General features: G+C 68.1%; 21 protein-coding genes. 7 read left to right on the top strand and 14 right to left on the bottom strand.

Annotated features, from left to right (window positions below; translation table 11 throughout):
- Positions 1-55 precede the first annotated feature (55 nt).
- The 4 genes from LRQ07_RS09835 to hrcA are packed head-to-tail and all read right to left on the bottom strand — an operon-like array spanning position 56 to position 3,378.
- Positions 56-406 carry a histidine triad nucleotide-binding protein gene (locus LRQ07_RS09835; protein WP_232761720.1) on the bottom strand — a complete coding sequence of 117 codons (351 nt, stop codon included), beginning with the start codon at positions 404-406 and terminating at the stop codon, positions 56-58.
- Positions 407-463: 57 nt separating this feature from the next.
- Positions 464-1,192 carry a 16S rRNA (uracil(1498)-N(3))-methyltransferase gene (locus tag LRQ07_RS09840; RefSeq protein ID WP_232761719.1) on the bottom strand — a complete coding sequence of 243 codons (729 nt, stop codon included), beginning with the start codon at positions 1,190-1,192 and terminating at the stop codon, positions 464-466.
- A gap of 2 nt (positions 1,193-1,194) precedes the next feature.
- On the bottom strand, positions 1,195-2,310 hold the full coding sequence (gene dnaJ, locus LRQ07_RS09845; protein WP_131491196.1) for a molecular chaperone DnaJ: 1,116 nt from the start codon (positions 2,308-2,310) through the stop codon (positions 1,195-1,197).
- Positions 2,311-2,346: 36 nt separating this feature from the next.
- Positions 2,347-3,378: a heat-inducible transcriptional repressor HrcA gene (gene hrcA, locus LRQ07_RS09850; protein WP_256534475.1), complete on the bottom strand. Its 1,032-nt coding sequence runs from the start codon at positions 3,376-3,378 to the stop codon at positions 2,347-2,349.
- A 102-nt stretch (positions 3,379-3,480) separates the two neighbouring features.
- On the opposite strand from hrcA, the gene LRQ07_RS09855 reads away from it, so the two are divergent.
- A complete protein-coding gene (locus tag LRQ07_RS09855) occupies positions 3,481-4,899 on the top strand; it encodes a carboxylesterase/lipase family protein (protein ID WP_256534476.1) in 1,419 nt (472 codons plus the stop codon).
- Between the two features lie 13 nt (positions 4,900-4,912).
- On the opposite strand, the gene hemW is transcribed toward LRQ07_RS09855, so the two are convergent.
- From hemW to lepA, 4 genes are all read right to left on the bottom strand, one after another.
- Positions 4,913-6,130 carry a radical SAM family heme chaperone HemW gene (gene hemW / locus LRQ07_RS09860; protein ID WP_256534477.1) on the bottom strand — a complete coding sequence of 406 codons (1,218 nt, stop codon included), beginning with the start codon at positions 6,128-6,130 and terminating at the stop codon, positions 4,913-4,915.
- On the bottom strand, positions 6,130-6,783 hold the full coding sequence (locus LRQ07_RS09865) for a DUF1990 family protein (protein WP_047519935.1): 654 nt from the start codon (positions 6,781-6,783) through the stop codon (positions 6,130-6,132). The genes hemW and LRQ07_RS09865 overlap by 1 nt, the downstream gene beginning before the upstream one ends.
- A 77-nt stretch (positions 6,784-6,860) precedes the next feature.
- A complete protein-coding gene (locus LRQ07_RS09870; protein WP_256534478.1) occupies positions 6,861-7,355 on the bottom strand; it encodes a DUF1990 family protein in 495 nt (164 codons plus the stop codon).
- A gap of 2 nt (positions 7,356-7,357) precedes the next feature.
- Positions 7,358-9,211 (bottom strand): translation elongation factor 4, encoded by a 1,854-nt coding sequence (gene lepA / locus LRQ07_RS09875; protein WP_047519933.1) that lies wholly within the window; start codon positions 9,209-9,211, stop codon positions 7,358-7,360.
- A gap of 240 nt (positions 9,212-9,451) precedes the next feature.
- On the opposite strand from lepA, the gene LRQ07_RS09880 reads away from it, so the two are divergent.
- From LRQ07_RS09880 to LRQ07_RS09900, 5 genes are all read left to right on the top strand, one after another.
- Positions 9,452-10,435 carry an ABC transporter permease gene (locus LRQ07_RS09880; RefSeq protein WP_232761713.1) on the top strand — a complete coding sequence of 328 codons (984 nt, stop codon included), beginning with the start codon at positions 9,452-9,454 and terminating at the stop codon, positions 10,433-10,435.
- A gap of 1 nt (position 10,436) precedes the next feature.
- Entirely contained in the window at positions 10,437-11,351 is a 915-nt protein-coding gene (locus LRQ07_RS09885; protein ID WP_232761712.1) for an ABC transporter permease, read from the top strand.
- On the top strand, positions 11,348-13,276 hold the full coding sequence (locus LRQ07_RS09890) for an ABC transporter ATP-binding protein (RefSeq protein ID WP_232761711.1): 1,929 nt from the start codon (positions 11,348-11,350) through the stop codon (positions 13,274-13,276). Before LRQ07_RS09885 ends, LRQ07_RS09890 begins: the two co-directional genes overlap by 4 nt.
- 116 nt (positions 13,277-13,392) lie before the next feature.
- Positions 13,393-15,102: an ABC transporter family substrate-binding protein gene (locus tag LRQ07_RS09895; RefSeq protein ID WP_232761710.1), complete on the top strand. Its 1,710-nt coding sequence runs from the start codon at positions 13,393-13,395 to the stop codon at positions 15,100-15,102.
- A gap of 72 nt (positions 15,103-15,174) precedes the next feature.
- Positions 15,175-15,906, top strand: coding sequence for an alpha/beta fold hydrolase (locus tag LRQ07_RS09900; protein ID WP_256534479.1), 732 nt, complete (start codon positions 15,175-15,177; stop codon positions 15,904-15,906).
- On the opposite strand, the gene LRQ07_RS09905 is transcribed toward LRQ07_RS09900, so the two are convergent.
- Together LRQ07_RS09905 and LRQ07_RS09910 are read right to left on the bottom strand one after the other, a co-directional pair.
- Positions 15,901-17,136 (bottom strand): MFS transporter, encoded by a 1,236-nt coding sequence (locus LRQ07_RS09905; RefSeq protein WP_256534480.1) that lies wholly within the window; start codon positions 17,134-17,136, stop codon positions 15,901-15,903. The two genes, LRQ07_RS09900 and LRQ07_RS09905, sit on opposite strands and share 6 nt — an antisense overlap.
- The gene (locus LRQ07_RS09910) at positions 17,133-18,506 is read right to left on the bottom strand and encodes a glycoside hydrolase family 1 protein (RefSeq protein WP_256534481.1); all 1,374 of its coding nucleotides are present in this window, start codon (positions 18,504-18,506) and stop codon (positions 17,133-17,135) included. Before LRQ07_RS09910 ends, LRQ07_RS09905 begins: the two co-directional genes overlap by 4 nt.
- A gap of 222 nt (positions 18,507-18,728) precedes the next feature.
- Between LRQ07_RS09910 and rpsT the strand changes: the two genes are divergently transcribed.
- Positions 18,729-18,989, top strand: coding sequence for a 30S ribosomal protein S20 (gene rpsT / locus LRQ07_RS09915; RefSeq protein WP_047519918.1), 261 nt, complete (start codon positions 18,729-18,731; stop codon positions 18,987-18,989).
- Between the two features lie 100 nt (positions 18,990-19,089).
- On the opposite strand, the gene holA is transcribed toward rpsT, so the two are convergent.
- The 4 genes from holA to leuS form a co-directional block, all read right to left on the bottom strand.
- Positions 19,090-20,127, bottom strand: a complete 1,038-nt coding sequence (gene holA, locus LRQ07_RS09920; protein ID WP_256534482.1) for a DNA polymerase III subunit delta — start codon at positions 20,125-20,127, stop codon at positions 19,090-19,092.
- Between the two features lie 48 nt (positions 20,128-20,175).
- Positions 20,176-22,506 (bottom strand): ComEC/Rec2 family competence protein, encoded by a 2,331-nt coding sequence (locus LRQ07_RS09925; protein WP_256534483.1) that lies wholly within the window; start codon positions 22,504-22,506, stop codon positions 20,176-20,178.
- Complete coding sequence (locus LRQ07_RS09930) at positions 22,503-23,105, bottom strand: helix-hairpin-helix domain-containing protein (RefSeq protein WP_256534484.1); 603 nt, start codon at positions 23,103-23,105, stop codon at positions 22,503-22,505. The genes LRQ07_RS09925 and LRQ07_RS09930 overlap by 4 nt, the downstream gene beginning before the upstream one ends.
- Positions 23,106-23,200: 95 nt before the next feature.
- Positions 23,201-25,777 carry a leucine--tRNA ligase gene (gene leuS, locus LRQ07_RS09935; RefSeq protein WP_256536433.1) on the bottom strand — a complete coding sequence of 859 codons (2,577 nt, stop codon included), beginning with the start codon at positions 25,775-25,777 and terminating at the stop codon, positions 23,201-23,203.
- Positions 25,778-25,781 lie beyond the last annotated feature (4 nt).

Here is a 25,781-nt window from a genome sequence, read left to right on the forward strand (position 1 = left end):
CTCGACGGACTCGGGAGGCCGGCCGCCCAGGCTGCGCTCCTGCGGTTCGTGATTCTCAGGCACCGACACTCTTCTCAGTCAATCCTCCGGCCAGCACATGCGCATGGACGTGGAAAACGGTCTGTCCGGCACCGGCGCCGGTGTTGAAGACGAGGCGGAAGTCGCCGTCGTCGCTGTGCTTCGCAGCCAACTCCGTGGCGAACGCGACCATCTCGGCCAGGAGCGACGGGTCTCCGGCAGCGAGTTCGGTGACGTCGCGGTAGTCGGCGGACTTGGGTACGACGAGCAGGTGCACGGGAGCCTGCGGAGCGATGTCCCGCAGCGCGAAGACCCGCTCCGTCTCCCCGAGGATCTCGGCAGGGATCTCCCCGTTCAGAATGCGCGTGAAGATCGAGGGTTCCGTCATGTGCTCAAGTCTACTGATCGCGGCATGCGCGCTCCCCTGTCGCCTCGGCGCGGGAGGTCACCAGCGCCCGAGGGTCACGGAGAGCACGGCGATCGCGGCCGGACCTGCCGTCGATGTGCGCAGCACCGTGTCGCCGAGACGTACGCGCTCGGCACCCGCCTCGGTGAGCCGGTCGAGTTCCTCGTCCGAGATCCCGCCTTCCGGCCCCACCACCAGAATCAGATCACGGCCGTCTGCCTCGATCTCCGACAGGCGCACCGCCGCGGTGGGGTCGAGCACGAGGACACGCTGTGAGCTCGCACGTTCGGCGAGTTGTCTCGTCGACACCGGGGCGACGACGTCCGGAAGCCACGAGCGGTGGGCCTGCTTGGCGGCTTCGCGGACGATGGTCGCCCACCGCTCGCGGCCCTTCACCGCCTTCGGCCCTTCCCAGCGGGAGACACTGCGCGCCGCCTGCCAGGGCACGATCTCGTCGACTCCGAGCTCGCAGGCCGCTTGCACGGCGAGCTCGTCCCGGTCGCCCTTCGCCAGCGCCTGGACGAGGGTGATCCGCGGAGACGGAGCCGGGTGCTCCGAGCGCCGGGCGATTCGCACCTCCACGCGTGTCGGGGACACCTCCTCCGCTGCACCGGTCAGCCACACTCCTGCTCCGTCGCCGACGGTCACCTCTTCACCGACCCGAAGTCGACGGACGACTGCCGCGTGCTTCGCCTCGGCCCCGGTCAAGGAGACGACATCGCCGGCGACCGCGTCCGATGCCGACTCGACCACGAAGTGCAGCGCCATGATCAGTGGCTGCGGAAACGATCGCGGAGCTTCGAGAAGAGGCCCTGCTGGAACTGCGCGAGCTGGGGGTCCGGGGCCTTGGTCTTCTTCGCGAAGTCCTCGATGAGAGCCCGCTGCGCCGAATCGAGCCGGGTCGGGGTGAGCACCTGGACGCCGACGCGCAGATCACCGCGCTGCGTGCCACGGAGCGGGGTGATGCCTCGCCCCTTGATGGTCAGCACGTCACCCGACTGCACGCCGGCCCGGATCTCGAGGTCGACCTCACCATCCAGTCCCTGGATCGTGGTCTCGGTGCCGAGGATCGCGTCGGTCATCGACACTTCCAGCGTCGCGAGCAGGTCATCGCCGTCACGGCTGAACGCCGGGTGGGCGTTGACCGTCACCTCGACGTACAGATCTCCGTTCGGACCGCCCGCCTTGCCGACCTCGCCGGAACCGGGAAGCTGGAGGCGGAGTCCGGTCTCGACGCCGGCCGGGATGTCGAGGGAGACCGTCCGGCGCGAGCGCACGCGTCCCTGCCCGCCGCAGGTGCCGCACGGATGCGGGATGGTGGTGCCGTACCCCTCGCAGGTGCCGCACGGCTGGGAGGTCACGACGTTGCCGAGGAGGCTCCGCACCTGCCGCTGCACGTGCCCCGACCCACCGCAGATGTCGCACGTGACGGGCGAGGTGCCCTCCTGGCAGCAGGACCCCTGACAGGTCTCGCACAGCACGGCCGTATCGACCTCGATGTCGCGATGCGCACCGAACACCACGTCGCCCAGATCGAGGGACACCCGCACGAGTGCGTCCTGCCCGCGCTCCCGACGCGAACGCGGACGCGCGCCGCGCCCACCGCCCTGCGACGCACCGAAGAAGGTCTCGAAGATGTCCCCGAAGCCGCCGAAGCCGCCGAAGTTGCCGGCAGCGCCGTCCCCGCCCCCCATGTCGTAGCGGCGACGCGAGTCGTCATCGCTGAGGACGTCGTACGCGTGAGTGACGAGCTTGAAGCGCTCTGCGGCGTCTTCACCGGGATTCACATCCGGGTGCAGCTGTCGCGCAAGACGTCGATACGCCTTCTTGATCTCGTCGGTGGAAGCGTCCCGGGACACCCCGAGAACCTCATAGTGGTCCGCCACAATCGCCTTTCTGCGTGTGTTCTCTCGGCGGCCGCGTCAGCGGCCGGCCTCGTCTTCGTCGAGCATCCGCGACAGGTAGCGGGCTACGGCCCGTGCTGCGGCGAGGTTACTCGGGTAGTCCATGCGCGTCGGCCCCATGACGCCGACTCGCGCCGTACCGCTGGGGGCGGCGTAGTTGCTGGCGACGATCGATGCCTCGCCGAGGCCGAACGGCGCGTTCTCCGTGCCGATGCTGGCCGCGAGTCCGTGCTCGTCGGTCACCATCTCGCTCATCAGCCGCAGCAGCGTCACCTGCTCCTCGATCGCTTCGAGAAGCGGGTGGATGCTTCCACGGAAGTCCTGTTCTCGACGTGCGAGGGTGGCGGCACCCGCCATCACCAGACGCTCCTGCCGGAACCCGCCGAGTTCATCCATCACGACACCGGCGATCGAGCGCAGCACGCGGTCCTTGGCCACTTCATCCTCCGCGAGCAGCCCCTGGAGCCGGTCGGATGCCTCGCCGATGCCCTGCCCCGTGATCAGCGCCGATAGGCGCGCCCGCAGCACGGCCATCTCGGCCTCGTCGATCGCCTCCGGCAACATGGCCACACGCTGCGACACTCCGCCGGCGTCGGTGACGAGGACGATCAGGAGCCGATTGGGCGCCAGCGCGACGAGCTCCACGTGCGTGACGTGTGCGCGGGCGAACGAGGGGTACTGCGCGAGTGCGACCTGGCCGGTGAGCTGGGTCAGCACCCGGACCGTGCGCACCATGAGGTCGTCGAGGTCGGCCGGCTCGCCGAGGAACGACTCGATGGCGGACCGCTGCGCCGAGGAGAGTGGTCGCAGCTGCGCGAGATGATTCACGAAGACGCGATAGCCCTTGTCGGTGGGCACCCGCCCTGAAGACGTGTGCGGCGCCGTGATGAGTTCTTCGTCTTCGAGTAGCGCCATGTCGTTGCGAATGGTCGCCGCGGAGACCCCGAAGGAGTGGCGGTCCACGATGGAACGGCTGCCGACGGGTTCGTGGGTCTCGACGTAGTCCTGCACGATCGCGCGGAGAACCTGGAGTCCTCGCTCTGTGACCATCGCCTTCCCTTCCGCTGGCACTCGGACGTTCAGAGTGCCAATCCTACCCCGTTCAGCTCGGTAGTCTCCGTACTGCAGACGCACAACCCTAGGATGACGCTCATGACCACCTCACCCCAGGCCACCCTGTCGTGCGGCATCGTCCGCGGCACCGAGGAGGGCGAGGTCGTCCGTTACCTCGGCATTCCCTATGCGCAGGCGCCGTTCGGGGCGAACCGATTCCGCGCCCCCCAGCCGGTCGATGCCTGGTCCGGCATCCGCGAGGCCACCCGCTTCGGCCCGACCTCACCGCAGGTGCCGTACGCGGGTCCGATCGGCGAGCTGCTGGGATCGGTGATCCTCGACGGTGACGACATCCTGACCGCGAACGTGTGGGCTCCGACCGATGCATCCGATGCCCCCGTGCTGCTGTGGATCCATGGCGGAGCGCTCGAGCGGGGCACCGCCGCGCTGCCGCTCTACGACGGGGCGGTGTTCGCCAGGGCGGGCATCGTCTTCGTCTCCATCAACTACCGTCTGGGTTCCGAGGGCTTCTCCGTCCTCGACGGCGCCCCCCGCAATCTCGGTCTGCGCGACGCCGCCGCGGCCGTGGAGTGGGTGCACCGCGAGATCTCGGCGTTCGGCGGGGATCCATCACACATCACGGCGATGGGGGAATCGGCGGGCGGCGCGATCGTGGCGGCCTTGCTCGCCCGAGACGACTCCCGCGCTCTCATCAGTCGCGCGATCATCGAGTCGGGCCCGCTCCAGGCGCAGACCCCGAAGAAGGCGGGACGTGTGACGGCGCAGCTCGCGAAGCGCCTCGGGGTCCGCGCCGATCGGGACTCGTTCGCCGCCCTCTCGCCCGCGCAGCTCCTCGACGCGAGGAGAGAACAGTCCGCAGGCTCCTCCCCGCTCGGCGGCGCACCCGGCTTCCAGATCGCGATCGATCCGGACAGCCTTCCGCGGTCCCCTCACGAGGTCCTCGGCGAGATCGACACGCCACTGCTCATCGGCAGCAACACCGACGAGTACCGATTGTGGTTCCCGCCCGAGGCGCTCGCCGGCATCAGCGAGTTCAAGCTGCAGGCCGCACGTCTCCTCTTGCGCATCCCGCGCCGCGCGGTGTCCGAGTACCGGTCCGCATTCCCCGGAGCCAACACGGGAGAGGTTTTCGGGCAACTCGTCACCGACATGATGCTGCGCGCACCGCTGAGCCGTGTGGCGTCCGCACGCCCCGAGAGCACGCATGTCTACGAATTCGCGTGGCCCAGTCCCGTCCGAGACCTCCGAGCGGCGCACGCGCTCGAACTCGGCTTCGTGTTCGACCGGCTCGACGACGAGGAGGCGCGACGACTCGCAGGCACCGCTGCACCGGGCGCACTCGCGACCGAGATGAACACAGCCTGGGTCGGGTTCGTGAGCGGCGGAGATCCGGGCTGGCCCGTGTACGGCTCCGATCGTCGCACGCGGGTGTTCGATACGGTCAGTGCGACGGTGCCGCAGCGCCGCACCGCGGGCATGGACCTGCTTCCGGGCTGACAGCGCTCCGGCGTCAGTCGGTCAGCGCACGTACCACGGCATCCGCGAGGAGCCGCCCTCGCAGAGTCAGCTGGATGCGCCCCCGGATCGCGGCCGCAGGGTCGACGAGGCCATCGGCGATGAGGCCCGCGACCCGGCTCCGGTTCCCGGCGGGCACCTCATCGACGGCGATCCCCTCGCGGATCCGGCTGAGCAGCAGGATCCGCTCCAGCGTGCGCGACTCCACATCGGGGCGCTCGGTTCCCGCCGCCGGCGACTCGGATGCCGCGAGCCTCTGCGCGTAGGCGGCCGGGTGCTTCACGTTCCACCACCGCAGACCGGCCACGTGGCTGTGCGCACCGGGGCCGAACCCCCACCAGTCGCTCCCCCGCCAATAGGCCAGGTTGTGCCGCGAGCGTCGCTCCGGAGTGCGCGCAAAGTTGCTCACCTCGTACCAGTCGAAACCCCCTGCCCCGAGGCGGACATCGGCGAGCTCGTACATGTCGGCCTGCAGATCATCGTCCGGCGTCGGGACCTCGCCCCGACGAATCTGGCGCGCGAGCTTGGTGCCGTCCTCGATGATGAGCGCGTACGCCGAGATGTGGTCGGGTTCGAGGGCGAGTGCCGCATCGAGAGAGGCCTCCCAATCCGCGAGCGACTCCCCCGGTGCGCCGTAGATCAGGTCGACGCTCACCGCCAGTCCGGCGTCCTTCGCCGCAGCCACCGCCGTGCGCACGTTCTCGGGGCGGTGCGTGCGATCGAGGGCCGCGAGCACGTGGGGGACGGCGGACTGCATGCCCACCGACATCCGCGTGACGCCGGCGTCGGCGAGTGTGCGGGCGACCGCGGGGGTTACGGTGTCGGGGTTCGCCTCGACGGTCACCTCCGCCCCGTCTGCGAGGCCGAAGGCTCCGGTCGCCGCCTTGAGCATGCGGGCGAGGTCTCCCGCGGGGAGGAGTGTCGGAGTGCCACCCCCGAAGAAGACCGTGTCCATCGGACGCAGTGCCCCGGCATCAGCCAGCACCCGACGGGCGAGCGCGATCTCGGAGATCAACGTCGATGCGTAGTCTTCCTGCTTCGCCCCGCGCAGCCCGGTCGAGGTGTAGGTGTTGAAGTCGCAGTAACCGCAGCGCACGGTGCAGAACGGAATGTGCAGGTAGGCGGAGAACGGGACGTTCGGGTCGATCACGAGGTCGGAGGGAAGATGCCCGTCCGTCGGCGCCGGATCTCCGAGAGGGAGCGGTCCCGCCATCAGACGGGGGTCGCGTAGAGCGGCGAGATCGCCCGCAGGTAGCGCGCGAACAGCTCGCGGCGACGACGCTTCATGAGGGCGGGAATCGTCCGGTAGATGAGGGCGTTCGGTGCGTCGAACGCTCGCACGGTGAACCACACCTCGTCGTTGTCCTCACGCCAGTCGACGTCGAACGACTCCTCACCGCTGACGACGGACCCGCCGACGGTGCCGAGGACGAATCCGATGCGCCGGGTCTCTTCCGTGACCGAGATCACGCGGAGCTCGGCGTCGGCGCGCATCCCCGCGACTCGTCCGCGCAGGTGCAACGTCATCCCTGCACCGACGAACGGCATGCCCTCGGCGTCGTAGCGGGGCTCGACATCGCGCTTGCTCGGGGCGATCGGATTCCCCTCGGCGTCGAAGCTCACGCCCGCGTATGCGGGTCCGGGTGCCGGCCGCACGTCTTCGACCGAGAGCCCGGCAGCGCGCTGCGCCGTCCAGGACAGGAGAGCTTCCCCGGCGGTCTGGAACCGCTCGACGCCGCTGCCGATCCGCCAGGATTCCTCCGCGGGGATGCTGCGCTCCGGCGGGTAGTGCATCAGATCGGGCGCATGGGTCGCACCCACGGCCGCATAGTCCACCGTGTCGTCTCGGAAAGTCCCGCGCCGCATGACCTCCACCCTACTTCGCGTTGCCTGAGCGAACACCCCCACGCGCCGCACGAGGTCACATGGCGGCCCCGAACCGCTCAGCGCGGGGTCTCCGCCTCTGCTGCCCTCGCCGCCTCCTGGACGATCCGGACGTACTCGGCGTGGGTCGAGCGCTGCATCCTCCGCAGAGCAGGCGCGAGCATCCGCCAGAACCAGGTCGAAGGGCGCGAGACGGACCGTGCGGTGAACACGCCCCGCTCGTCGATCCGGAACGACTCCTCGCCGTAGATCGGATGCCCCGGACGGGTCTCGTAGCCGAAACCACTCGCGTCGGCCCAGACGACGCGCACGGGCTCCGCAAAGCGGATGCCGAAGACACGCTTGGCGAGCACGCCCTCGAGTTCGGGCATCGGTTCACCCGCAGGTGTCTCGAAACCCGCGCGCCGCTTGAACTCCCACGTGCTCACCAGCGCCGCGACCGCGTCGCGTACCGCCGGTGCCACGGTGGTCGAGTTCTCCTCGCCGAGCATGCCGTCGGGCACGGCGACGAGCGGATGACGCGTCATCCCCCGCGGATACGCGGGCAGCGGCACGACTACTTCTTGTCCTTGCCTTCGACGTCTCCCGAGAGCGCGGCGATGAACGCCTCCTGGGGGACCTCGACGCGGCCGACCATCTTCATGCGCTTCTTGCCCTCCTTCTGCTTCTCGAGGAGCTTGCGCTTACGGGTGATGTCGCCGCCGTAGCACTTCGCCAGCACGTCCTTGCGGATCGCCCGGATGGTCTCACGGGCGATGATGCGCGCGCCGATCGCCGCCTGGATCGGGACCTCGAACTGCTGACGAGGGATGAGCTTGCGCAGGCGCTCGGCCATCATCGTGCCGTAGGCGTAGGCCTTGTCCCGGTGGACGATCGAGCTGAAGGCGTCGACCTTCTCGCCCTGGAGGAGGATGTCGACCTTGACGAGGTCGGCTTCCTGCTGTCCGGAGGGTTCGTAGTCGAGAGAGGCGTAGCCCTGCGTCTTGGACTTCAGCTGGTCGAAGAAGTCGAACACGATCTCACCGAGCGGCATGTTGTAGCGCAGCTCGACACGCTCCTCGGAGAAGTACTCCATTCCGAGCAGGGTGCCGCGGCGCGACTGGCACAGCTCCATCACGGTGCCGACGTAGTCCTTCGGCAGCAGGATCGCGGCCTTCACCATGGGCTCCGAGACCGATCCGATGCGCCCGTCCGGGTACTCGCTCGGGTTGGTCACGGTGACCGTCTCGCCCGTGTCACTGGTGAGCACCTCGTAGATCACGCTGGGCGCGGTCGTGATGAGGTCGAGTCCGAACTCGCGGGCGAGGCGCTCCGTGACGATCTCCAGGTGGAGCAGACCGAGGAAACCACAGCGGAAACCGAAACCGAGCGCGACCGAGGTCTCGGGCTCGTACTGGAGCGAGGCGTCCGAGAGCTTGAGCTTGTCGAGAGCCTCGCGGAGCTCCGCGTAGTCACTGCCGTCGATCGGGTAGATACCGGAGAAGACCATCGGCTTCGGGTCGGTGTACCCCGGCAGAGGTTCCGATGCCGGCTTCCGAGACGTGGTGATCGTGTCTCCGACCTTCGACTGGCGAACGTCCTTCACACCCGTGATCAGGTAGCCCACCTCGCCGACGCCGAGCCCCTTGGTCGGGGTCGGCTCCGGGCTCGACACGCCGACCTCGAGCGCCTCATGGTTGGCCCCGGTCGACATCATCTGGATGCGCTCGCGCGGCGAGAGACTGCCGTCCACCATGCGCACATACGTGACGACACCGCGGTACGCGTCGTACACCGAGTCGAAGATCATCGCGCGGGCGGGCGCATCCGCGTCGCCGACCGGAGCAGGGATGTCCTGGACCAGCCGGTCGAGCAGTTCCTCGACGCCGACGCCGGTCTTGCCCGAGACACGCAGCACATCCTCGGGCTTGCCTCCGATGAGCGAGGCCAGCTCCTTCGCGTACTTCTCGGGGTCGGCGGCCGGCAGGTCGATCTTGTTCAGCACCGGGATGATGTGGAGGTCGTTCTCCAGCGCGAGGTACAGGTTCGCGAGCGTTTGCGCCTCGATTCCCTGCGCCGCGTCGACGAGCAGGATGGCTCCCTCGCAGGCCGCGAGCGAACGCGAGACCTCGTAGGTGAAGTCCACGTGGCCGGGTGTGTCGATCATGTTCAGGGCCACGGTCTGACCGTCGAGCTCCCACGGCATCCGAACGGCCTGGCTCTTGATGGTGATCCCGCGCTCGCGCTCGATGTCCATGCGGTCGAGGTACTGGGCCCGCATGTCTCGGTCCGAGACGACGCCGGTGATCTGGAGCATCCGGTCGGCGAGCGTCGACTTGCCGTGGTCGATGTGGGCGATGATGCAGAAATTGCGGATCTGCGCAGCCGGCGTCGAGGCAGGCTGGAGAGGTGTGAGAGCGCGTGGGGACATGTCCCTTCGATTCTACGGTGAGGGGGCGCTAATCCCCGATTCCCGCATTCCGGTGATAGTCTCCCGAAGTTGCCTGGGAAATTCCGTGACACCGGATCCCGCAAGCGATAAGACTCCATCACAGACCCCGTGGCGGTTGTCGCATCGCAGAGTTCGGTGGATGGCGATTCCGTAATCCAACTGACTCAGCGTTGCGTCGGCTGATCCCGAGCGCGTCTGTAGAAGAGAAAGACTGACCCCTTGATCAAGTACCTCCTGCGCCGAACACTCGGCTGGCTGCTCATGATCGTGGTCGCGACGAACCTCACGTTCTTCCTCGCGTGGGGATTCCTCGACCCGCGCAGCAACTACGTGGGGCGACGACCACCCCTGACGCCGGAGCAGATCGACAACGTCCTGATCCCGCGCAACCTCAGCGACACCGTGCCGCTCATGGAGCGGTGGTGGAACTGGTTCAGCGGCATCCTGTTCCGCTGGGACTGGGGCACGAGCCCCACCGGGCAGTCGGTCAACGAGCAGGTCGCCTACCGCATGTGGGTCAGCGCGGAGCTCGTGCTCGGTGCGACGATCATCGCCGCCGTGCTCGGCATCTGGCTGGGTGTCTACACCGCATCCCGCCAGTACAAGCTCGCCGACCGCATCGGCCAAGCGACCTCGATCATCACGATGAACATCAACATCATCGTCGCCGGCCTCGCGGTCGTGCTCCTCGCCATCGCCCTCAACGAGTGGACAGGGGTGCGGATCTTCTACGTCACCGGCTCCTCCAGCCCGGGCGTGACCGGCTTCTTCCCGACCATCATCGACGCGCTCCAGCACGTCACGCTGCCCACGATCGCGCTCGTGCTCGTCGGCTACGCGCAGTACCACTTCCTCCAGCGCTCGCTCCTGCTCGACAACATCAACGCGGACTACGTGCGCACCGCTCGCGCCAAGGGACTGACCAAAGCGCAGGCGGTCCGCAAGCACGCCCTCCGCACGTCGCTCATCCCGGTCGCGACCCAGGTCGCCTTCACGATCCCGACGATCTTCACCGGCGCGATCCTGACCGAATCGATCTTCGCCTGGCAGGGCATGGGCCGCTACTTCCTCGACACCATCAACCAGAACGACATCAACGGCGTGGTGGCGGTCGCCGCGTTCGGCGCCGTACTGACGGCGATCGGCGCGGTCCTCGCGGACATCGTCGTCGTCGTCCTCGACCCGCGAGTGAGGGTGAGCTGATATGACCACCGAAATGATCGATCCGCTGGTCGAGCCGTCCACCGAGGCAGCTCCCCGCAAGTCCCTCTCGAAGTGGACGCTCTACACACGCCGTTACATGCGCAACAGACCGGCCGTCGGCGGCATCGTCGTCCTGCTCGCCCTGATCCTGTTCGCGACCCTCGGCCCGGTGCTGTCTCCGTACGCCGTCAACGACATGGACTTCCTCGCGCTGAGCACGCCGCCCTCCGCAGCGCACTGGTTCGGCACGAACGGCGCCGGAAACGACACCTACACCCAGACCGCGGTCGGCTTGCAGCGCTCGCTCATGATCGCGATCACGGTGTCGGTCGGAACCACCATCCTGTCGGCCCTCGTCGGCACGGCCGCCGCCTATTTCCGCGGTTGGTTCGAACGCATCGCCCTGCTGGTCATCCACTTCATGATGGTGGTCCCCACCTTCCTGATGCTGTCCGTCATCTCGAACGACTCGGGAGGCGTCTGGTGGGTCATCGCCCTCGTGATGATCTTCGTGAGCTGGTTCTTCCCCGCGCGCATCATCTGGACCATGGCACTGTCGCTTCGCGAGCGGGAGTACGTGCAGGCGGCGCGCTACATGGGCGTCCGAGGCACACGCATCGTGCTGCGACACCTCGTCCCCAACATCGGTTCTCTGCTGGTCATCAACTTCACGCTCGGTATCGTCGCGGCCGTGACGACGGAGACCGGCCTGTCGTTCATCGGCTTCGGTGTGAAGATCCCCGACGTCTCCCTCGGATCACTGATCGGAGAGGGCAGCACGTCGATCACGAGCTCCCCGTGGCTCTTCTACTTCCCGGCGTTGGCGCTCACGCTGCTGACCGTGTCGATGGCGTTGATCGCCGACGGCCTGCGTGACGCGCTCGACCCCACTTCGGCTGCAGGAGGCCGCGCATGAGCCCCGTACTGTCCGTCCGCGACCTCACCGTCAGCTTCGCGTCCGAAGCCGGCCGCGTCGATGCCGTTCGCGGCGTCTCCTTCGATCTGGAGGCCGGCAAGACCCTCGGCATCGTCGGTGAGTCCGGCTCCGGGAAGTCCGTCACCTCACTGGCCGTCATGGGCCTGCTCGACGAGAACGCGAAGATCTCCGGCTCGATCCTGTTCGATGGACAGGAGCTCCTCGGAAAGACCGACGCACAGCTCTCCCGGATCCGCGGCAACGGCATCTCGATGATCTTCCAGGATCCGCTGACCTCGCTGACGCCCGTGTACACGATCGGGTCCCAGTTGATCGAGGCGCTCACGGTGCATCGCAATCTCAGCGTCAAGGAGGCGAACGCCCGGGCGATCGATCTTCTCAAGCTCGTGGGCATCCCTGAACCTGAGAAGCGGATGAAGGCGTTCCCCCACGAGTTCTCCGGAGGAATGCGTCAGCGCGTGGTGATCGCGATCGCGATGGCGAACGACCCGAAGCTGATCATCGCCGACGAGCCGACGACCGCGCTCGACGTCACGATCCAGGCGCAGATCCTCGACCTGATCGACAAGGCGCAGGCCGAGACCGGCGCCGCTGTCATGATGATCACGCACGACATGGGCGTGGTGGCCCGCACCGCCGACGATGTGATGGTGATGTACGCCGGCAAGCCTGTGGAGCAGGCCCCCGTCCGCGAGCTGTTCCACCAGACGAGGATGCCGTACTCCATCGGCCTCCTCGGCGCGATCCCCCGCGTGGACAAGGCCGAGAAGGAACCGCTCACCCCGATCGTGGGCAACCCGCCCCTCCTGATCAACCTCCCCGACGCCTGCCCCTTCGCCGACCGCTGCCCGATCGTGATGGATGCGTGCCGGACGCGTGAGCCGGAGCTCCTCCCCGTCCTGACCAGCGGTGGCGAGGCACATCGCGCCGCCTGCATCCGCTCGAACGAGATCGAGGACGGCGGCATGCTCGGCGGACTGCCGGTGTATCCGGTCAGGGAAGCGCCGGAGAGCGAACTCACCCGCCTGCCCCGCGAGGAGCGTCCGATCACGCTCGAGGTGAAGAACCTCACCAAGACCTTCCCGCTGCTCAAGGGCGCCTTCCTCAAGCGCAAGGTCGGCGAGGTGCATGCCGTCAAGGGCATCAGCTTCGACGTCCGCGAAGGCGAGACCATGGCGATCGTGGGCGAGTCCGGGAGCGGGAAGACCACGACGCTGCTCCAGATCATGGACATGGTCAAGCAGTCCGAGGGTGACATCGTCATCGCCGGGACGAGTGTCAACGACATCCGCAGCCACAAGGTGGAGCGGGCGTTGCGGCGCGACATCCAGATCGTGTTCCAGGACCCGATGGGTGCGCTCGACCCGCGCATGACGGTCGCGGACATCATCTCCGAGCCGCTGACGGCCATCGGCACCCCGAAGGCGGAGGTGAACCGACGCGTCGGTGAGTTGATGGATCTCGTGGGCCTCAACCCGGCGCACCGTGATCGGTTCCCGCAGGCGTTCTCCGGCGGGCAGAGGCAGCGCATCGGCATCGCCCGTGCACTGTCGACGAACCCCAAGATCGTGGTGCTCGACGAGCCGGTGTCGGCGCTCGACGTGTCGATTCAGGCGGGCGTCATCAACCTCCTGGACGATCTCAAGGTCAAGCTCGGGCTGTCGTACCTCTTCGTGGCTCACGACCTCTCCGTGGTGCGTCACATCGCGGATCGCGTCGCCGTCATGTACCTGGGCGACTTCGTGGAGCACGGCGACGTGGACGACGTCTTCGACAACCCCCAGCATCCCTACACCAAGGCTCTGCTGTCGGCGATCCCGGTCCCCGACCCCGACATCGAGCGGACGCGGCAGCGGATCGTCTTCGACCCGGAGACCACCTCGGGCCTGTCGAACGCCTCCTGACCGGAGACGGATCACCGTCCGATAACGGTTAGGCGGCATTCACTTGGCTCGGCCGCATTCGTGTACCGGGCGAACTATTCTCCCCTTATGACACGCCGAAAGGCGAAAGGAGCACCATGAAGCAGTACAAGCTGATGGGAGCGCTGGCACTCACCGGCGCTTTCGCACTCGCGCTCAGCGGGTGCGCTGCCGGCAACAGCGGCAGTGGCGACAATGGCGACAACGGCGAGAAGACCGACGTCGAGATGGCGGACTACAACCCGCAGCCTCGCGAGAACCTCCAGGAGGGTGGCGAGGTCAACTTCGCGATCCGTGAGGTGCCGCCGCAGCTGAACGCCTTCAACAGTGACGGCAGCGCCGACACCGCACGCATCGCCGCGTGGTACACGCCGCAGCTGATCCTGATGGAGCCGGACGGCACGCAGTACAAGAACGACAACTACCTCGACGAGTGGAAGCACGAAGTCAAGGACGGCAAGACGGTCCTGACCTTCACGTTCACCGATGAGGCCCACTGGAACGATGGCACGGACATGGACTGGACCGCCATCGACGCCACGTGGAAGGCCAACCGCTCCTACGACGAGGGCTTCAACCCGAACGCCACCGACGGGTACAAGGACATCGAGTCCGTCGAGCAGGGCGACACCGCCAAGACGGCGATCGTCACCTTCAAGGGCGAGTTCGCCTGGCCGCAGATGCCCTTCAACGGTGGCGTCATCCACCCGGCACTCGCAGACCCGGACACCTTCAACGAAGCGATGATCGAGAACCCGCACCCGGAGTGGGGCGCCGGTCCCTACACGGTCGACGAGTATGACGCGACCAAGGGCTACATCTCGTTCAAGCCGAACCCCGAGTGGTGGGGCGACGCTCCGCTGCTCGACAAGGTCACCATGACGGGTATGGACGGCCAGGCCGGCGTCAACGCCTTCAAGAACGGCGAGGTCGACATGGTGGAGACGGGCTCCCAGGAGCTCATCGACCAGGTCAAGGACGTCGACGGCGCCAAGGTCTACCGCGCGCAGCAGACCGCCAACACGATCCTGCAGGTCGACTCCTCCAAGCCGCAGTTCGAGGACGTCAAGGTCCGCGAGGCGTTCTTCAAGGCCATCAACATCGACCAGCAGAAGCAGATCGCGTGGAACGGCCTCGGCTATGAAGAGGACCCGGCCGGCTCGCTGACCCTGTTCTCGTTCCAGCCCGGCTACACCGACTCGATGAAGGGCGCCGGCTGGGAGTTCGATGTCGAGGGCGCCAAGAAGCTGCTCGACGAGGCCGGCTGGACCGAGGGTTCGGACGGCATCCGTGAGAAGGACGGCGTGAAGCTCTCGGTGGTCTACCCCATCTGGAGCGACACGGCGACGCAGAAGGCTCTCGCGCAGTCGCTGCAGGCGCAGGAGAAGGAGGTCGGCATCGACGTCCAGGTCGAGGTCCGTCCCGCCAGCCAGTTCTCTGAGGACTACACCTCGAAGAACTGGGATGTCTCCGGTCTCCGCTTCACCTCGTCCGACCCGTTCGGTGCCGCCTGGTTCTGCCAGCTGTACTGCTCGGACTCGGGTCTCAACCTGTCGGGTGTCGGTGACGCCGAACTCGACGCCGAGATCAAGGACAAGGTCGAGTCGCAGTCCGACCCCGAGGCTCAGACCGCTGCCGCGATGGAGCTCGAGCCCGAGATCTACAAGCGCTGGGGCCTGATCCCGCTGTACAACGGCCCGCAGATCTACACGGTCCAGGAAGGCCTCGCCAACCTGACGCCGGAGCCCTACGTGGGTCTCGACCTGTTCGGCATCCAGCCCGTCGAGAACGTCGGCTGGGAGAAGTAACATCCTCTGACGTTCGCGTCGAAGCGGGGCCGGTGGTTCATCCACCGGCCCCGCTTTCTTTATGCTGTTCGCGTGAGCACCCAGATCGTCCTCGTGCACGGCATCCGCACGTCCGCGACGATGTGGCGCGCACAGACCACGTATCTCGACGAGCAGGAGTACGCGTCGACCGCGGTCGATCTTCCCGGGCACGGAAGCCGCATGGACGAGGACTTCACGCTGCACGAAGCGCTCCACACGATCGATGCCGCCGTACGTGCGGCAGCGGAGAAGGGCCCCGTCGTGCTCGTGGGGCATTCGATGGGTGGGCTGCTGTGTCTCGCCTACGTCGGCGGGGCGCAGCGACCGCCGGTGGCCGCGCTCGTCGCGGCGTCGTGCACCTCGCTCCCCCACGGTGCGGGACTCCGCGCCTATCGCCTCTTCGCCCGGGCCGTCGACTCGCTGCCCGATCGCGGTATGTGGCTGACCGGTCGCGTCCTCGAGGCCACCATCCCCACGGAGACCAGATCCGACTTCGCCGCCGGTGGATATGCACTGGACATGCAGGACACGGCGCTGCGCAGCCTCGCCGCACTGGACATCGCCGCCGCCGTCCCCCGGATCACGGTCCCGCTCTGGTTCGTGAACGGGCAGTACGACCAGCTGCGTCTGAACGAGTCCTTGTTCCGACGTCTCGCGCCCCATGCGGAGCTCCTCATCGTGCCCCGCACGACGCACCTGGTCACGGCAATGCGGCCACGGGTCTTCAATGCCGTGCTGCGGCTGGCCATCGCGACGGTGGAAGAGGAGCAGCCCGGCTCATGAGCGCGACGGCTGGCGCGCGAACGCGGTGAGCAGTCCTCCCACCAGCGAGAGCACGGCAGCAGCGACGAAGACGAGCCAGAAGCCGCCGACGAGAGCGACCAGTGCCGCACCGAGCACCGGTCCGATCAGCTGTCCCAGGGCTGCGGTGACGTTGACGATCCCGAGGTCCCTGGCGTGATCCTGTGCGTCAGGGAGCAGGTCGGCCGCGAACGCGAGACCGACCGTCGAGAAGGCTCCGTACCCCAATCCCATGAGAGCCGCGGCCACCATGGTCATCTCGAACGTCGGCACCAGGGCGATCGCCACGCCCGATGCCGCCTGGACAACGGTTGCGGCGACGGTGAGCGTGCGCCTGTTCCCTGTCCGGTCCGACACGATGCCGGTGACCACGGAAGCGAGCACGACGAACACGGTGTACACCACGATCAGGAGCAGGAGATTGTCCTGAGCGGCAGCGGTCGGCTGGCCGAGACCATGCAAGAGGAAGAAGAGGAACAGCGCGGTGCCGAGAGCATTGCCGACGTTCGTCACGAGGCGTCCCGAGAGCATCCAGGCGAAGTCGCGGTCGCGGAGGGAGGCGAGCGGTCTGCGTCCGCCAGGTTTCGGCCGCAGCGCCTCGGTACTCGGCGGATCGGGCAGCAGCAGGGCCGCACCGGTGCCGACGACGGCGATCACCGCGGCGAGCAGCAGATAGCCGGCGCGGACGTCGAGCCCGAGCAGTACCACCAGTCCGACACCGAGCACGATGCCCACCGCCTGACTCGATCCCACCGCCGCGGACGCCGCACCGCGCTGCGTCGAGGGCAGCTGGTCGGCGATGAGCGCCGTGAAAGCCGCGGAGGAGACGGCGACGCCGATCGACACGCCGACCCAGCCCGCGCCCACGGCCCAGGGGCCCTCGGCGAAACCGGTGAGGATGAGACACAGGGCGGTGAGCAGAACGCCCCCGAGGGCCCAGGGGCGTCGGCGGTGGCGTCCCGCGGCCGCACGATCGGAGAGCGCCCCGGCGGCGGGGCCCGCGACGATACCGGCGAGTCCCCCGATCCCGAGGACGAGCCCCGAAGACACCACGCCGCGGATCCAGTCGTCTTCGGGAGTGTCCAGCTGCAGAGGAAGCAGCAGTTGCACGGGAGTGAGCTGCACCGTCCAGATCGCGAGCCACGCCAGCGTGAACACCGACATCCATCGTGCGCCCGCCTTGACCGTGCGGGTGCCGGAGACGCCGGTCACCGCGCCTCCTCCGCGGCGACGGATGCCGCCCGCGACCGCGCGATGAGGTCGCGATACCACTCGTACGACGCTTTGGGAGTGCGCTCGCCGGTCTCGAAGTCCACGTGCACCAATCCGAACCGTTGGGTGTACCCGTCGGCCCACTCCCAGTTGTCCAGGAGCGACCACACCGTGTACTCCTCGACGGGCACGCCGGCGTCGATCGCCTCGCCGACCGCCGCGATGTGACCTGAGAGATAGTCGATGCGGTCGGTGTCGTCCACGAATGCTGCCCGCTCGGGCTCCGGGAAGGACGCCCCGTTCTCTCCGACGATCACGGGCGGGAGATGCGGATGCCGCGTGTGCAGGTCGATCAGCAGATCGCGCAGGGCACCGGGCATGATGGGCCACTCGGGTCCGAAGCCGGTGACGGGGACGCCGGGGGTCGGCACGATGGCGAACGGTATCGGGCTTCCCTCCGCCGCAGCGGTGACCGTCGTGGGGTTGTAGAAGTTGATGCCGTAGAAGTCGATCGACCGTGCTATCTCCTCCAGATCGCCGTCGCGCACGGGCAGCGGTGACAGCCCGAGTGCCTCGAGATCCGGATAGTGGCCGGCGAGGAGCGGTTCGCTGAACACGCGGTTGTGGATCACGTCGTACACGGCGGCGGCCTGGTGGTCTTCGGCGGTGTCGCGGAGCGGGAGGACCCAGGTGTGATTGTTCACGAGGCCGACGGAGGCGGCGCCGTGGCCGTGCAGCACCGTAGCCGCACGGGCGTGCGCGAGGAGCTGATGGTGGGCGGTGGGCAGGGCGCCGAAGAGCAGTTCCTTCCCGGGAGCGAGCGCGCCGACCGCATACCCCTGCAACGTCGTCATCGCCGGCTCGTTGAGCGTGTACCACTGCTCGACGCGATCACCGAGGCGGGCGGTGACGATGGCCGCGTAGTCAGCGAAGCGCTCGGTCGTGTCTCGCTGGAGCCAGCCACCGTCGGCCTCGACCTCGCTGGGCATCTCCCAGTGGAACAGGGTCGGGAACGGTGCGACCCCGGCCTCGAGCAAGCGGTCGACCAGCCGGGAGTAATGGTCGAGCGCCGCGCGGTCCCCCGAGCCCCGACCTCCGGGTTGCACGCGTGCCCACGGGATGGAGAATCGGTAGCGGTCGAGGCCCAGCGCCGCGGCGAGGGCCACGTCGGACTCCGGTCGTCGGTAGCTGTCACATGCAGGGTCGGCCGTCGACCCGTCGATGATCGCGCCCGGCCGTTCGAGGAAGTCGTCCCAGATGGAGCGCCCGGTCGGCCCCGTGGGACGGGACCCCTCGATCTGGAAGGCCGAAGTCGCTGCGGACCAACGGAGCCCGACGGGCACAGACGGACGATCACGTGCAGGGATCATGGGGCTCCTTGACATCGATGTCGGGACAGTGATGATTCTGCACCCGGTACCATCGATTGCGCGACCGAGTTTCGCATTCTGCTCGCCGTTTCGCGCGAGCGCCCCGTCTGCTGGTAGACTCAACTCTTGGCTTGCGTGTGGGTTCTTCCCTCACGACCGCTGTGCAGCAGCCCTCTTCTGCTGCCGGCATTCCGAACACTCCTGTACAGAAAGCGTCCACACGTGGCAAACATCAAGTCGCAGATCAAGCGCAACAAGACCAACGCGAAGGCACACGAGCGCAACAAGGCCGTGAAGAGCGAGCTCAAGACCCTCATCCGCTCCACCCGCACGGCAGTCACCGCCGGCGACAAGGCAGCAGCCGAGGCCGGCCTGAAGAAGGCTTCCGTCAAGCTCGACAAGGCCGTCAGCAAGGGTGTCCTGCACAAGAACCAGGCGTCGAACCGCAAGTCGTCGCTCGCCAAGCAGGTCGCTTCCCTCTGAGCCGAAGCTTCTCAGGAAGGCCCGTCCCGTTCATCGGGGCGGGCCTTCTTCGTCCCCTCGAGTTCGAGGCCCCCGCGGGATCGAGAAAGCGGGGGGACGGTTACTCGCCGAAGGGCTGGCGCGTGGCGATCACGGTGACCATGCGCTCCAGGGCGAAGATCGGGTCGCGGGCCGCTCCCTTGACCTCACCGTCGGCTCTGGCGGTCGCCTGGATGGCCATCCCGAGAGAGCGCTCGTTCCAGCCGGCCAGGTCGCGGCGGGCGCGATCGACCTGCCAATCCTTCATCCCCAGGCGCTGCGCAAGCTGTCGGCTGGGCTCGCGGTTGCCTGCCACGCGTGCCATCGTCCGGAGCTTCATCGCGAAGGCGGCGACCATCGGCACCGGGTCGGCGCCGGACGACAGCGCGTGCCGGAGCGCGACGAGCGCTTCGCCGTAGCGGCCGGCTATCGCCGTATCCGCGACGACGAACGCTGAGACCTCGACGCGACCGCCGTAGTACTTCGTGACGATCTCTTCCGAGATGTCTCCGTCGACGTCGCCGATGAGCTGCTGGCAGGCCGCCGCCAGTTCGGTCAGGTCGTCCGCGAACGCGGAGACGAGCGCACGCAGGGCTGCTGGCGCGATGCGCTTCTTGGCCGCCCGGAACTCTCCGGCGGCGAAGTCCACTCGGTCGCTGTCGCGCTTGACCGCCGGGCAGGCGATCTCGATGCCTCCGCCGGTACCGGCGCGAAGAGCGTCGAGCAGCTTCTTGCCACGCACGCTGGCGCCCGTGTGGCGAAGGATGACGGTCGCCCCCTCCTGGGGGTTGTCGAGGTACGACACGGCTTCCTGGATGAAGGCGTCGGAGCACTTCTCGACACCCGAGACGCGCACCAGTCGCGGTTCTCCGAACAGCGAGGGAGAAGTGAGGGACAGCAGTGTGCCCGGGGCGTAGTCGTCGGCCCGCACGTCACTGACTTCGAGTGCAGGATCTTCCGCGCGCAGGTAGTCGCGCACGCCGGCGATCGCACGCTCTGCGCACACCTCTTCCGGCCCCGAGACGAGCACGATCGGCGCGGGGTGCGGTTCGCGCCACGACACCCGCGGGATCTTGGTGGGCTTCGCACCACTGCGAGAGGGGGTACGCGGAGCTGCCATGGGTCCAGCCTACCGGCGCTCACCGACACCGCCCGGCTGGCGTTCTCCTCACTCCTCACCTGCACGCTCCGTCCACACCTGCAGTTCGTCGCCGTGCACACCGAGCAGGATCCTCCCCTGCTGGTCCGTGCGCAGATCCTGCGCCCCGGTCGCTGTCAGAAGGTCGAGGGTCTCGATACGCGGATGACCGTAGTCTTTGTCCGCACCGACACTGAACAACGCCACCCGGGCCCGAAGCGCCTCGTACAGGCCGGGATCTTGATCCGCGCTGCCGTGATGGGCCACCTTGACCACGTCGTACCCGCCGAGGTCTGCCGCACGCATCAGCATGCGCTGGGGGGCCGCAGCGAGGTCTCCGAGGAACAGGGATCGCGGCACTCCTCCCCCGTCGAACTCCATCACCACGCTGGCGTCATTCCCTGAGGGAAACACGGGAGACCCTCTCCGGGGCCAGAGGACACGCCACGTCGCCTCCCCGAGTTCGCCCCGCTGTCCTGCCCACGCCTCGTCGACACGTGCACCCCCGTCGAGGAGCACGGCGAGGAGGCGCCGCTCGGAATCCTCGGTGATGGGTCCGTGCAGCACCGCGTCCACCCGACCGACGACGGCGGCGGTTCCGCCGACGTGGTCGAGGTCGAAATGTGTCAGGACGAGGAGGTCGATCCGCTCCACCCCGAGAGACCGCAGACACGCTTCCAGCGGTTCCGGCGCCGGCCCGGTGTCGATCAGTGCGACGCGGTCGCCGGACCGGACGATCAGCGCATCTCCTTGACCGACGTCGCACGCGGCGACAGACCATCCCTCCGGCGACGCCACGGTCGCGAGCGGACCGTCGAGGAGAACGCGGGCACCGGCGAGCGACGACACGATGATGAGGACCGCCGCCGCGCCGCGCCGCAGGAACACCATCGCACGCACGGTGGCCGGCCGGCGCGGAACATCAGCGGATCGGAGGAGGACAACCGACACGCACGCGCTGACGAGTGCCACCAATGCCGCGCTGCCGATCCCCGCCGGAAGCAGCAGCTGCGCGTTCGGCAGTCGCGCCGTCGTCGTGGCGGTCGTCGCAATCCAGGCGGCGGGAAGCCAGGACGCCGCTGTCAGCAGATCAGCGAGGAACGGCAACGGCGCAGCAAGACACGCCAACAGACCGATCACCGTGGCGATCGGTGCCGCCGGAGCGGCGAGGAGATTCGCAGCGACCCCGATCAGCGATTGCTGCTCTGCGAACAGGGCGATGATCGGCCCGCATGCCAGTTGCGCGGCGAGCGGGACCGCGATCGCCAGCGCCACCGTGTCGGGCATGACTGTCGCCAGCCCCCGGGCAAGAGGCGGGGCGAGCAGTATCAACGCCCCGGATGCCGCCACCGAGAGCGCGAAACCCGGCGACGTCGCGAGCCACGGATCGGCGAGGAGTATGCCCACGGTGCACAGGCAGAGCATGCCCGCGCCCGCACTCGGACGCCCCCACAGCACGGTGAGCATCCCGGTGGCCGCCATGACCGCTGCGCGGATGACGCTCGGCTCCGGGGTGACCAGCACGACGAACCCGGCCAAGCCCACGAGGGAGAGCGCGACACGCAATGCGCGCCCTCCTCCGCACAACGCCGTCAGTCCGAAGAGCGCGACGACGACGATCGCGCAGTTCGCGCCGCTCACCGCCGTCAAGTGGCTGAGTCCACTCGTGCGCATGTCGTCGTTCAGCTCCGGGGTGACCGCCCTGGTGTCGCCCACCGCGAGCCCCGGCAGCAGACCGGCACCGGGTTCGGGCAGACGCAACGACCGCTCGACGAAGGCGTGCTTGAGGGTCGCCGCGGCACCGAACACACCACCCGCAGGCTCGACCACCTCCGCCTCGCTCGCGAAGACGACCAGGGTGGCGCGCTCCCCCGCGTCCGTCGCGGACGCCTCCCCCACGACGCGAATCCGTGCACCGAGTTCGAACCCGTCGCCCGGTTCGATCCCGATGCGTACCGGTGCAGCCGCAGCCTCCGTCTGGCCCGGGGGTCCGACGGCAGCGGTGGCTGCATCGAACCACAGACGTCCGTCCTGTCCGATCGATGCGGAGGACGTGACGTCGGCGACGATCTCGACGACACGGCCTCCCTCTTCCGACACCCGCTCGCGCACAGGTTGCGCGAATCCCACTGCCAGAGCGGTGCCTGCGGCCGCGGAGAGCACGACGACGAGAACCCCACCGCACGTGAACGGCCGCGCGAGCGAGCCGCGGCGGTGGAGAAGATGCGCCAGGACAGCCACCGCTCCGGTTCCGCAGAGGGCCGCGCACCCCCACGCCGCCGCGGGGAGCAGCACGCACAACAGCGCCACCGCCCAGACCGCGACGGCGAGAGGCAGCAGCCGCAGGTCACGACGCCTCACACCCGTGCGCCATCGCGAATGCCGGCGAGAAGCTTCTCCCCGATGCCGGGGACGGCGAGCAGGTCGTCCACGGAACGGAAGCGACCGTTCTCTTCCCGCCAAGCGATGATCCGTGCCGCGAGTGCCGGACCGATGCGCGGGAGAGTCTCCAGCGCCGCATGGTCCGCGGTGTTGAGATCGATCCTGTCGTCCCCGGGAGGGGCGGCTCCCGACTCGGCAGCAGCGGCGCCGACCGTCGGCACGATGATCTGCTCGCCGTCTTCGAGCAGCCGCGCAAGATTGACCGCGGCGAGGTCGGCGACGTCCGTGGTCCCGCCCGCGGCCGCCAGGGCGTCGACGAGTCGCGCGTCCGGATCGAGCACGTAGAGACCGGGAGCCGCCACCGCGCCGAGCACGTGGACGTAGAGCTCTCCGGTGGACCCCGCCCTCGCCTCATCGTCCGTGAGCGACACGGACTCGGTGGGCGGCGTCTGCCCGCGGAGGATACCCAATCCGACAGCCGCCGACAGGACCACGAGTCCCAGCACCACGGCCGCGCCGATGCTCAGCCGCAGCCGACGCCGGAGCGGCGGAGGAGACGGTGCCTGCGGGGATGCCATCCGGCCAAGCTAGGCGAGGGCGCGGATCCCCAGAGCGTCCCGAAACATCCACGGTGGACAACCCGTTCCGGGCGTCCACCGTGGAGAAGAGGCGATCAGCCCTTGACGACGAAACTGACGATCTTGGGCGCCCTCACGACGACCTTCACGATCTCGCGGTCTCCGATGGAACGGATCACACGCTCGTCCGCACGGGCCAGCGCCTCGAGCTCGGACTCGCCGATCCGCGCCGGAACCTCGAGCTGCGCACGCACCTTGCCCCCGACCTGCACGACGGCCGTGACCGTGTCCTCGACCAGAAGCGCCGGGTCGGCGGAGCGCCACGTCACGAGGCCGACGGAAGGCTCGTGTCCGAGCATCTCCCACATCTCCTCCGCGGTGTGCGGCGCGATCAGGTCGAGCATCACGGCGATCGTCTCCGCCGCCTCGCGCACGGCGGGGTCCCCTGCACCGGCGGCACCATCGATCGTCTTGCGGGTGATGTTCACGAGCTCCATGAGGCGCGCGACCAGGACGTTGAACTTCGTCTGCTCGACGAGTGCCGGTGCCTCCGAGAGCAACTTGTGCGTGGCACGGCGGAGAGCGGCATCACCGCCGTCGAAGACCACGTCGACGGGGCTCGACACCTCGCCGGCGACGCGCATCGCGCGTGCCAGGAACTTCTGAGCGCCGGTCGTCGAGACGTCGGCCCAGTCCTTGTCGTCTTCCACGGGCCCGGCGAACGCCAGCCCGACACGCAGGGCGTCGGCGCCGTGGGCGTCGAGCTCCTCCTGGAAGAGCACCAGGTTGCCCTTGCTCTTGGACATCTTCTGCCCGTCGAGCAGCACCATTCCCTGGTTGATCAGGTTCGAGAAGGGCTCGGTGAAGTCGATCAGCCCCATGTCGAAGAGCACCTTCGTGATGAAGCGCGCGTACAGCAGGTGCAGGATCGCGTGCTCGACGCCGCCGATGTAGGAGTCGACCGGCGCCCAGCGGGCCGCCTGCGCCGGATCGAACGCCACGGTGTCGCTGTTCGGCGAGAGGAAGCGCAGGAAGTACCACGAGCTGTCCACGAACGTGTCCATCGTGTCGGGGTCGCGCAGCACCGGGTCGCCCGTCTGCGGGTCCGTCGTACGGACCCAGCTCTCGGCACCCCCCAGCGGCGACGTCCCCTTGGGCTTGAGGTCGAGCCCCTCGACGCTCGGCAGCTTCACGGGGAGCTTGTCCTCGGGAACCGGGATGATGCTCCCGTCCTCGGCGTGCAGCATCGGGATCGGTGTGCCCCAGAACCGCTGACGCGAGATCAGCCAGTCACGCAGACGGTAGTTCTTGGCGGCACGGCCGGTCCCCGATGCCTCCAGCTGCTCGATCGCCCGCGCGATGGCGTTGCGCTTGGACAGACCGTTCAGAGCGCCCGAGTTGATCATGCGGCCCTCGCCCGTGAGAGCGATGCCGGTGGCCGCGGGGCTCTGCTCCTCGAGCGCGGCACCGGTGTCGATCGGCACGCCGTCTTCGTCGACCTCGATCACGGGCATCGCCCCCGTGACGGGAGCGGTCGTGTCGACGACGACCTTGACGGGCAGGTCGAACGCACGGGCGAAGTCCAGGTCGCGCTGATCGTGTGCCGGGACAGCCATGACCGCCCCGTGTCCGTAGTCGGCCAGCACGTAGTCCGCTGCCCACACCGGCAGCTTCTCGCCGTTGACCGGGTTGATCGCGTAGCGCTCGAGGAACACACCGGTCTTCGGGCGGTCCGTGGACTGCCGATCGATGTCCGTCTCCTTCTGCACCTGCTCCAGGTACGTCTGGAAGCGCTCACGCACATCCTCGGAGGCACCGGCGGCGAGCTCGGATGCCAGGTCGGAGTCGGGTGCGACCACGAAGAACGTCGCGCCGTGCAGCGTGTCGGGGCGCGTCGAGAACACCGTGACCGGCTCCTCGCGACCCTCGATCAGGAAGTCGACGTCGGCCCCCACCGAGCGACCGATCCAGTTGCGCTGCATCTGCAGCACCTTGTGCGGCCAGAATCCCTCGAGCTGGTTGAGGTCGTCGAGCAGGCGGTCGGCGTAGTCGGTGATCCTGAAGTACCACTGCGTGAGCTTCTTCTTGACCACCTCGGCGCCACAGCGATCACAGCGTCCGTCGACGACCTGCTCGTTCGCCAGCACCGTCTGGTCGTTCGGGCACCAGTTGACCGGACTCTTCTTGCGATACGCCAGCCCGCGCTCGTACAGCTTCAAGAACAGCCACTGGTTCCAGCGGTAGTACTCGGGGTCGGAGGTGTGCAGCACGCGGCTCCAGTCGAACGAGACGCCGTACGCCTCGAAGCCCACCTTCTGCTGCGCGATGTTCTGATAGGTCCAGTCCCGAGGATCGGCTCCCTGACGGATCGCGGCGTTCTCCGCGGGCAACCCGAACGAGTCCCAGCCGATCGGATTCAAGACGTTGTGCCCGCGGTGGCGCCAGAAGCGCGCCACGATGTCGGAGTAGAGGTAGTTCTCCGCGTGGCCCATGTGCAGGTCGCCGGACGGGTACGGGAACATCGCGAGCACGTACCGGCGCGGCCGGGTGTCGTCGTCGCCGCCCGTGAGGAACGTGCCGTTCTCCGCCCAGTACTTCTGCCACTTGTTCTGGATGGCGTGCGCCGACGGGGCCTCGTCGTCGGCGGGGGGGGTGGACAGGTTCTCAGACAACGAA

Origin of the sequence: Microbacterium sp. J1-1, from assembly GCF_024498615.1 — a bacterium.
In the GTDB taxonomy this organism is placed as follows: Bacteria; Actinomycetota; Actinomycetes; order Actinomycetales; family Microbacteriaceae; genus Microbacterium; species Microbacterium aurugineum.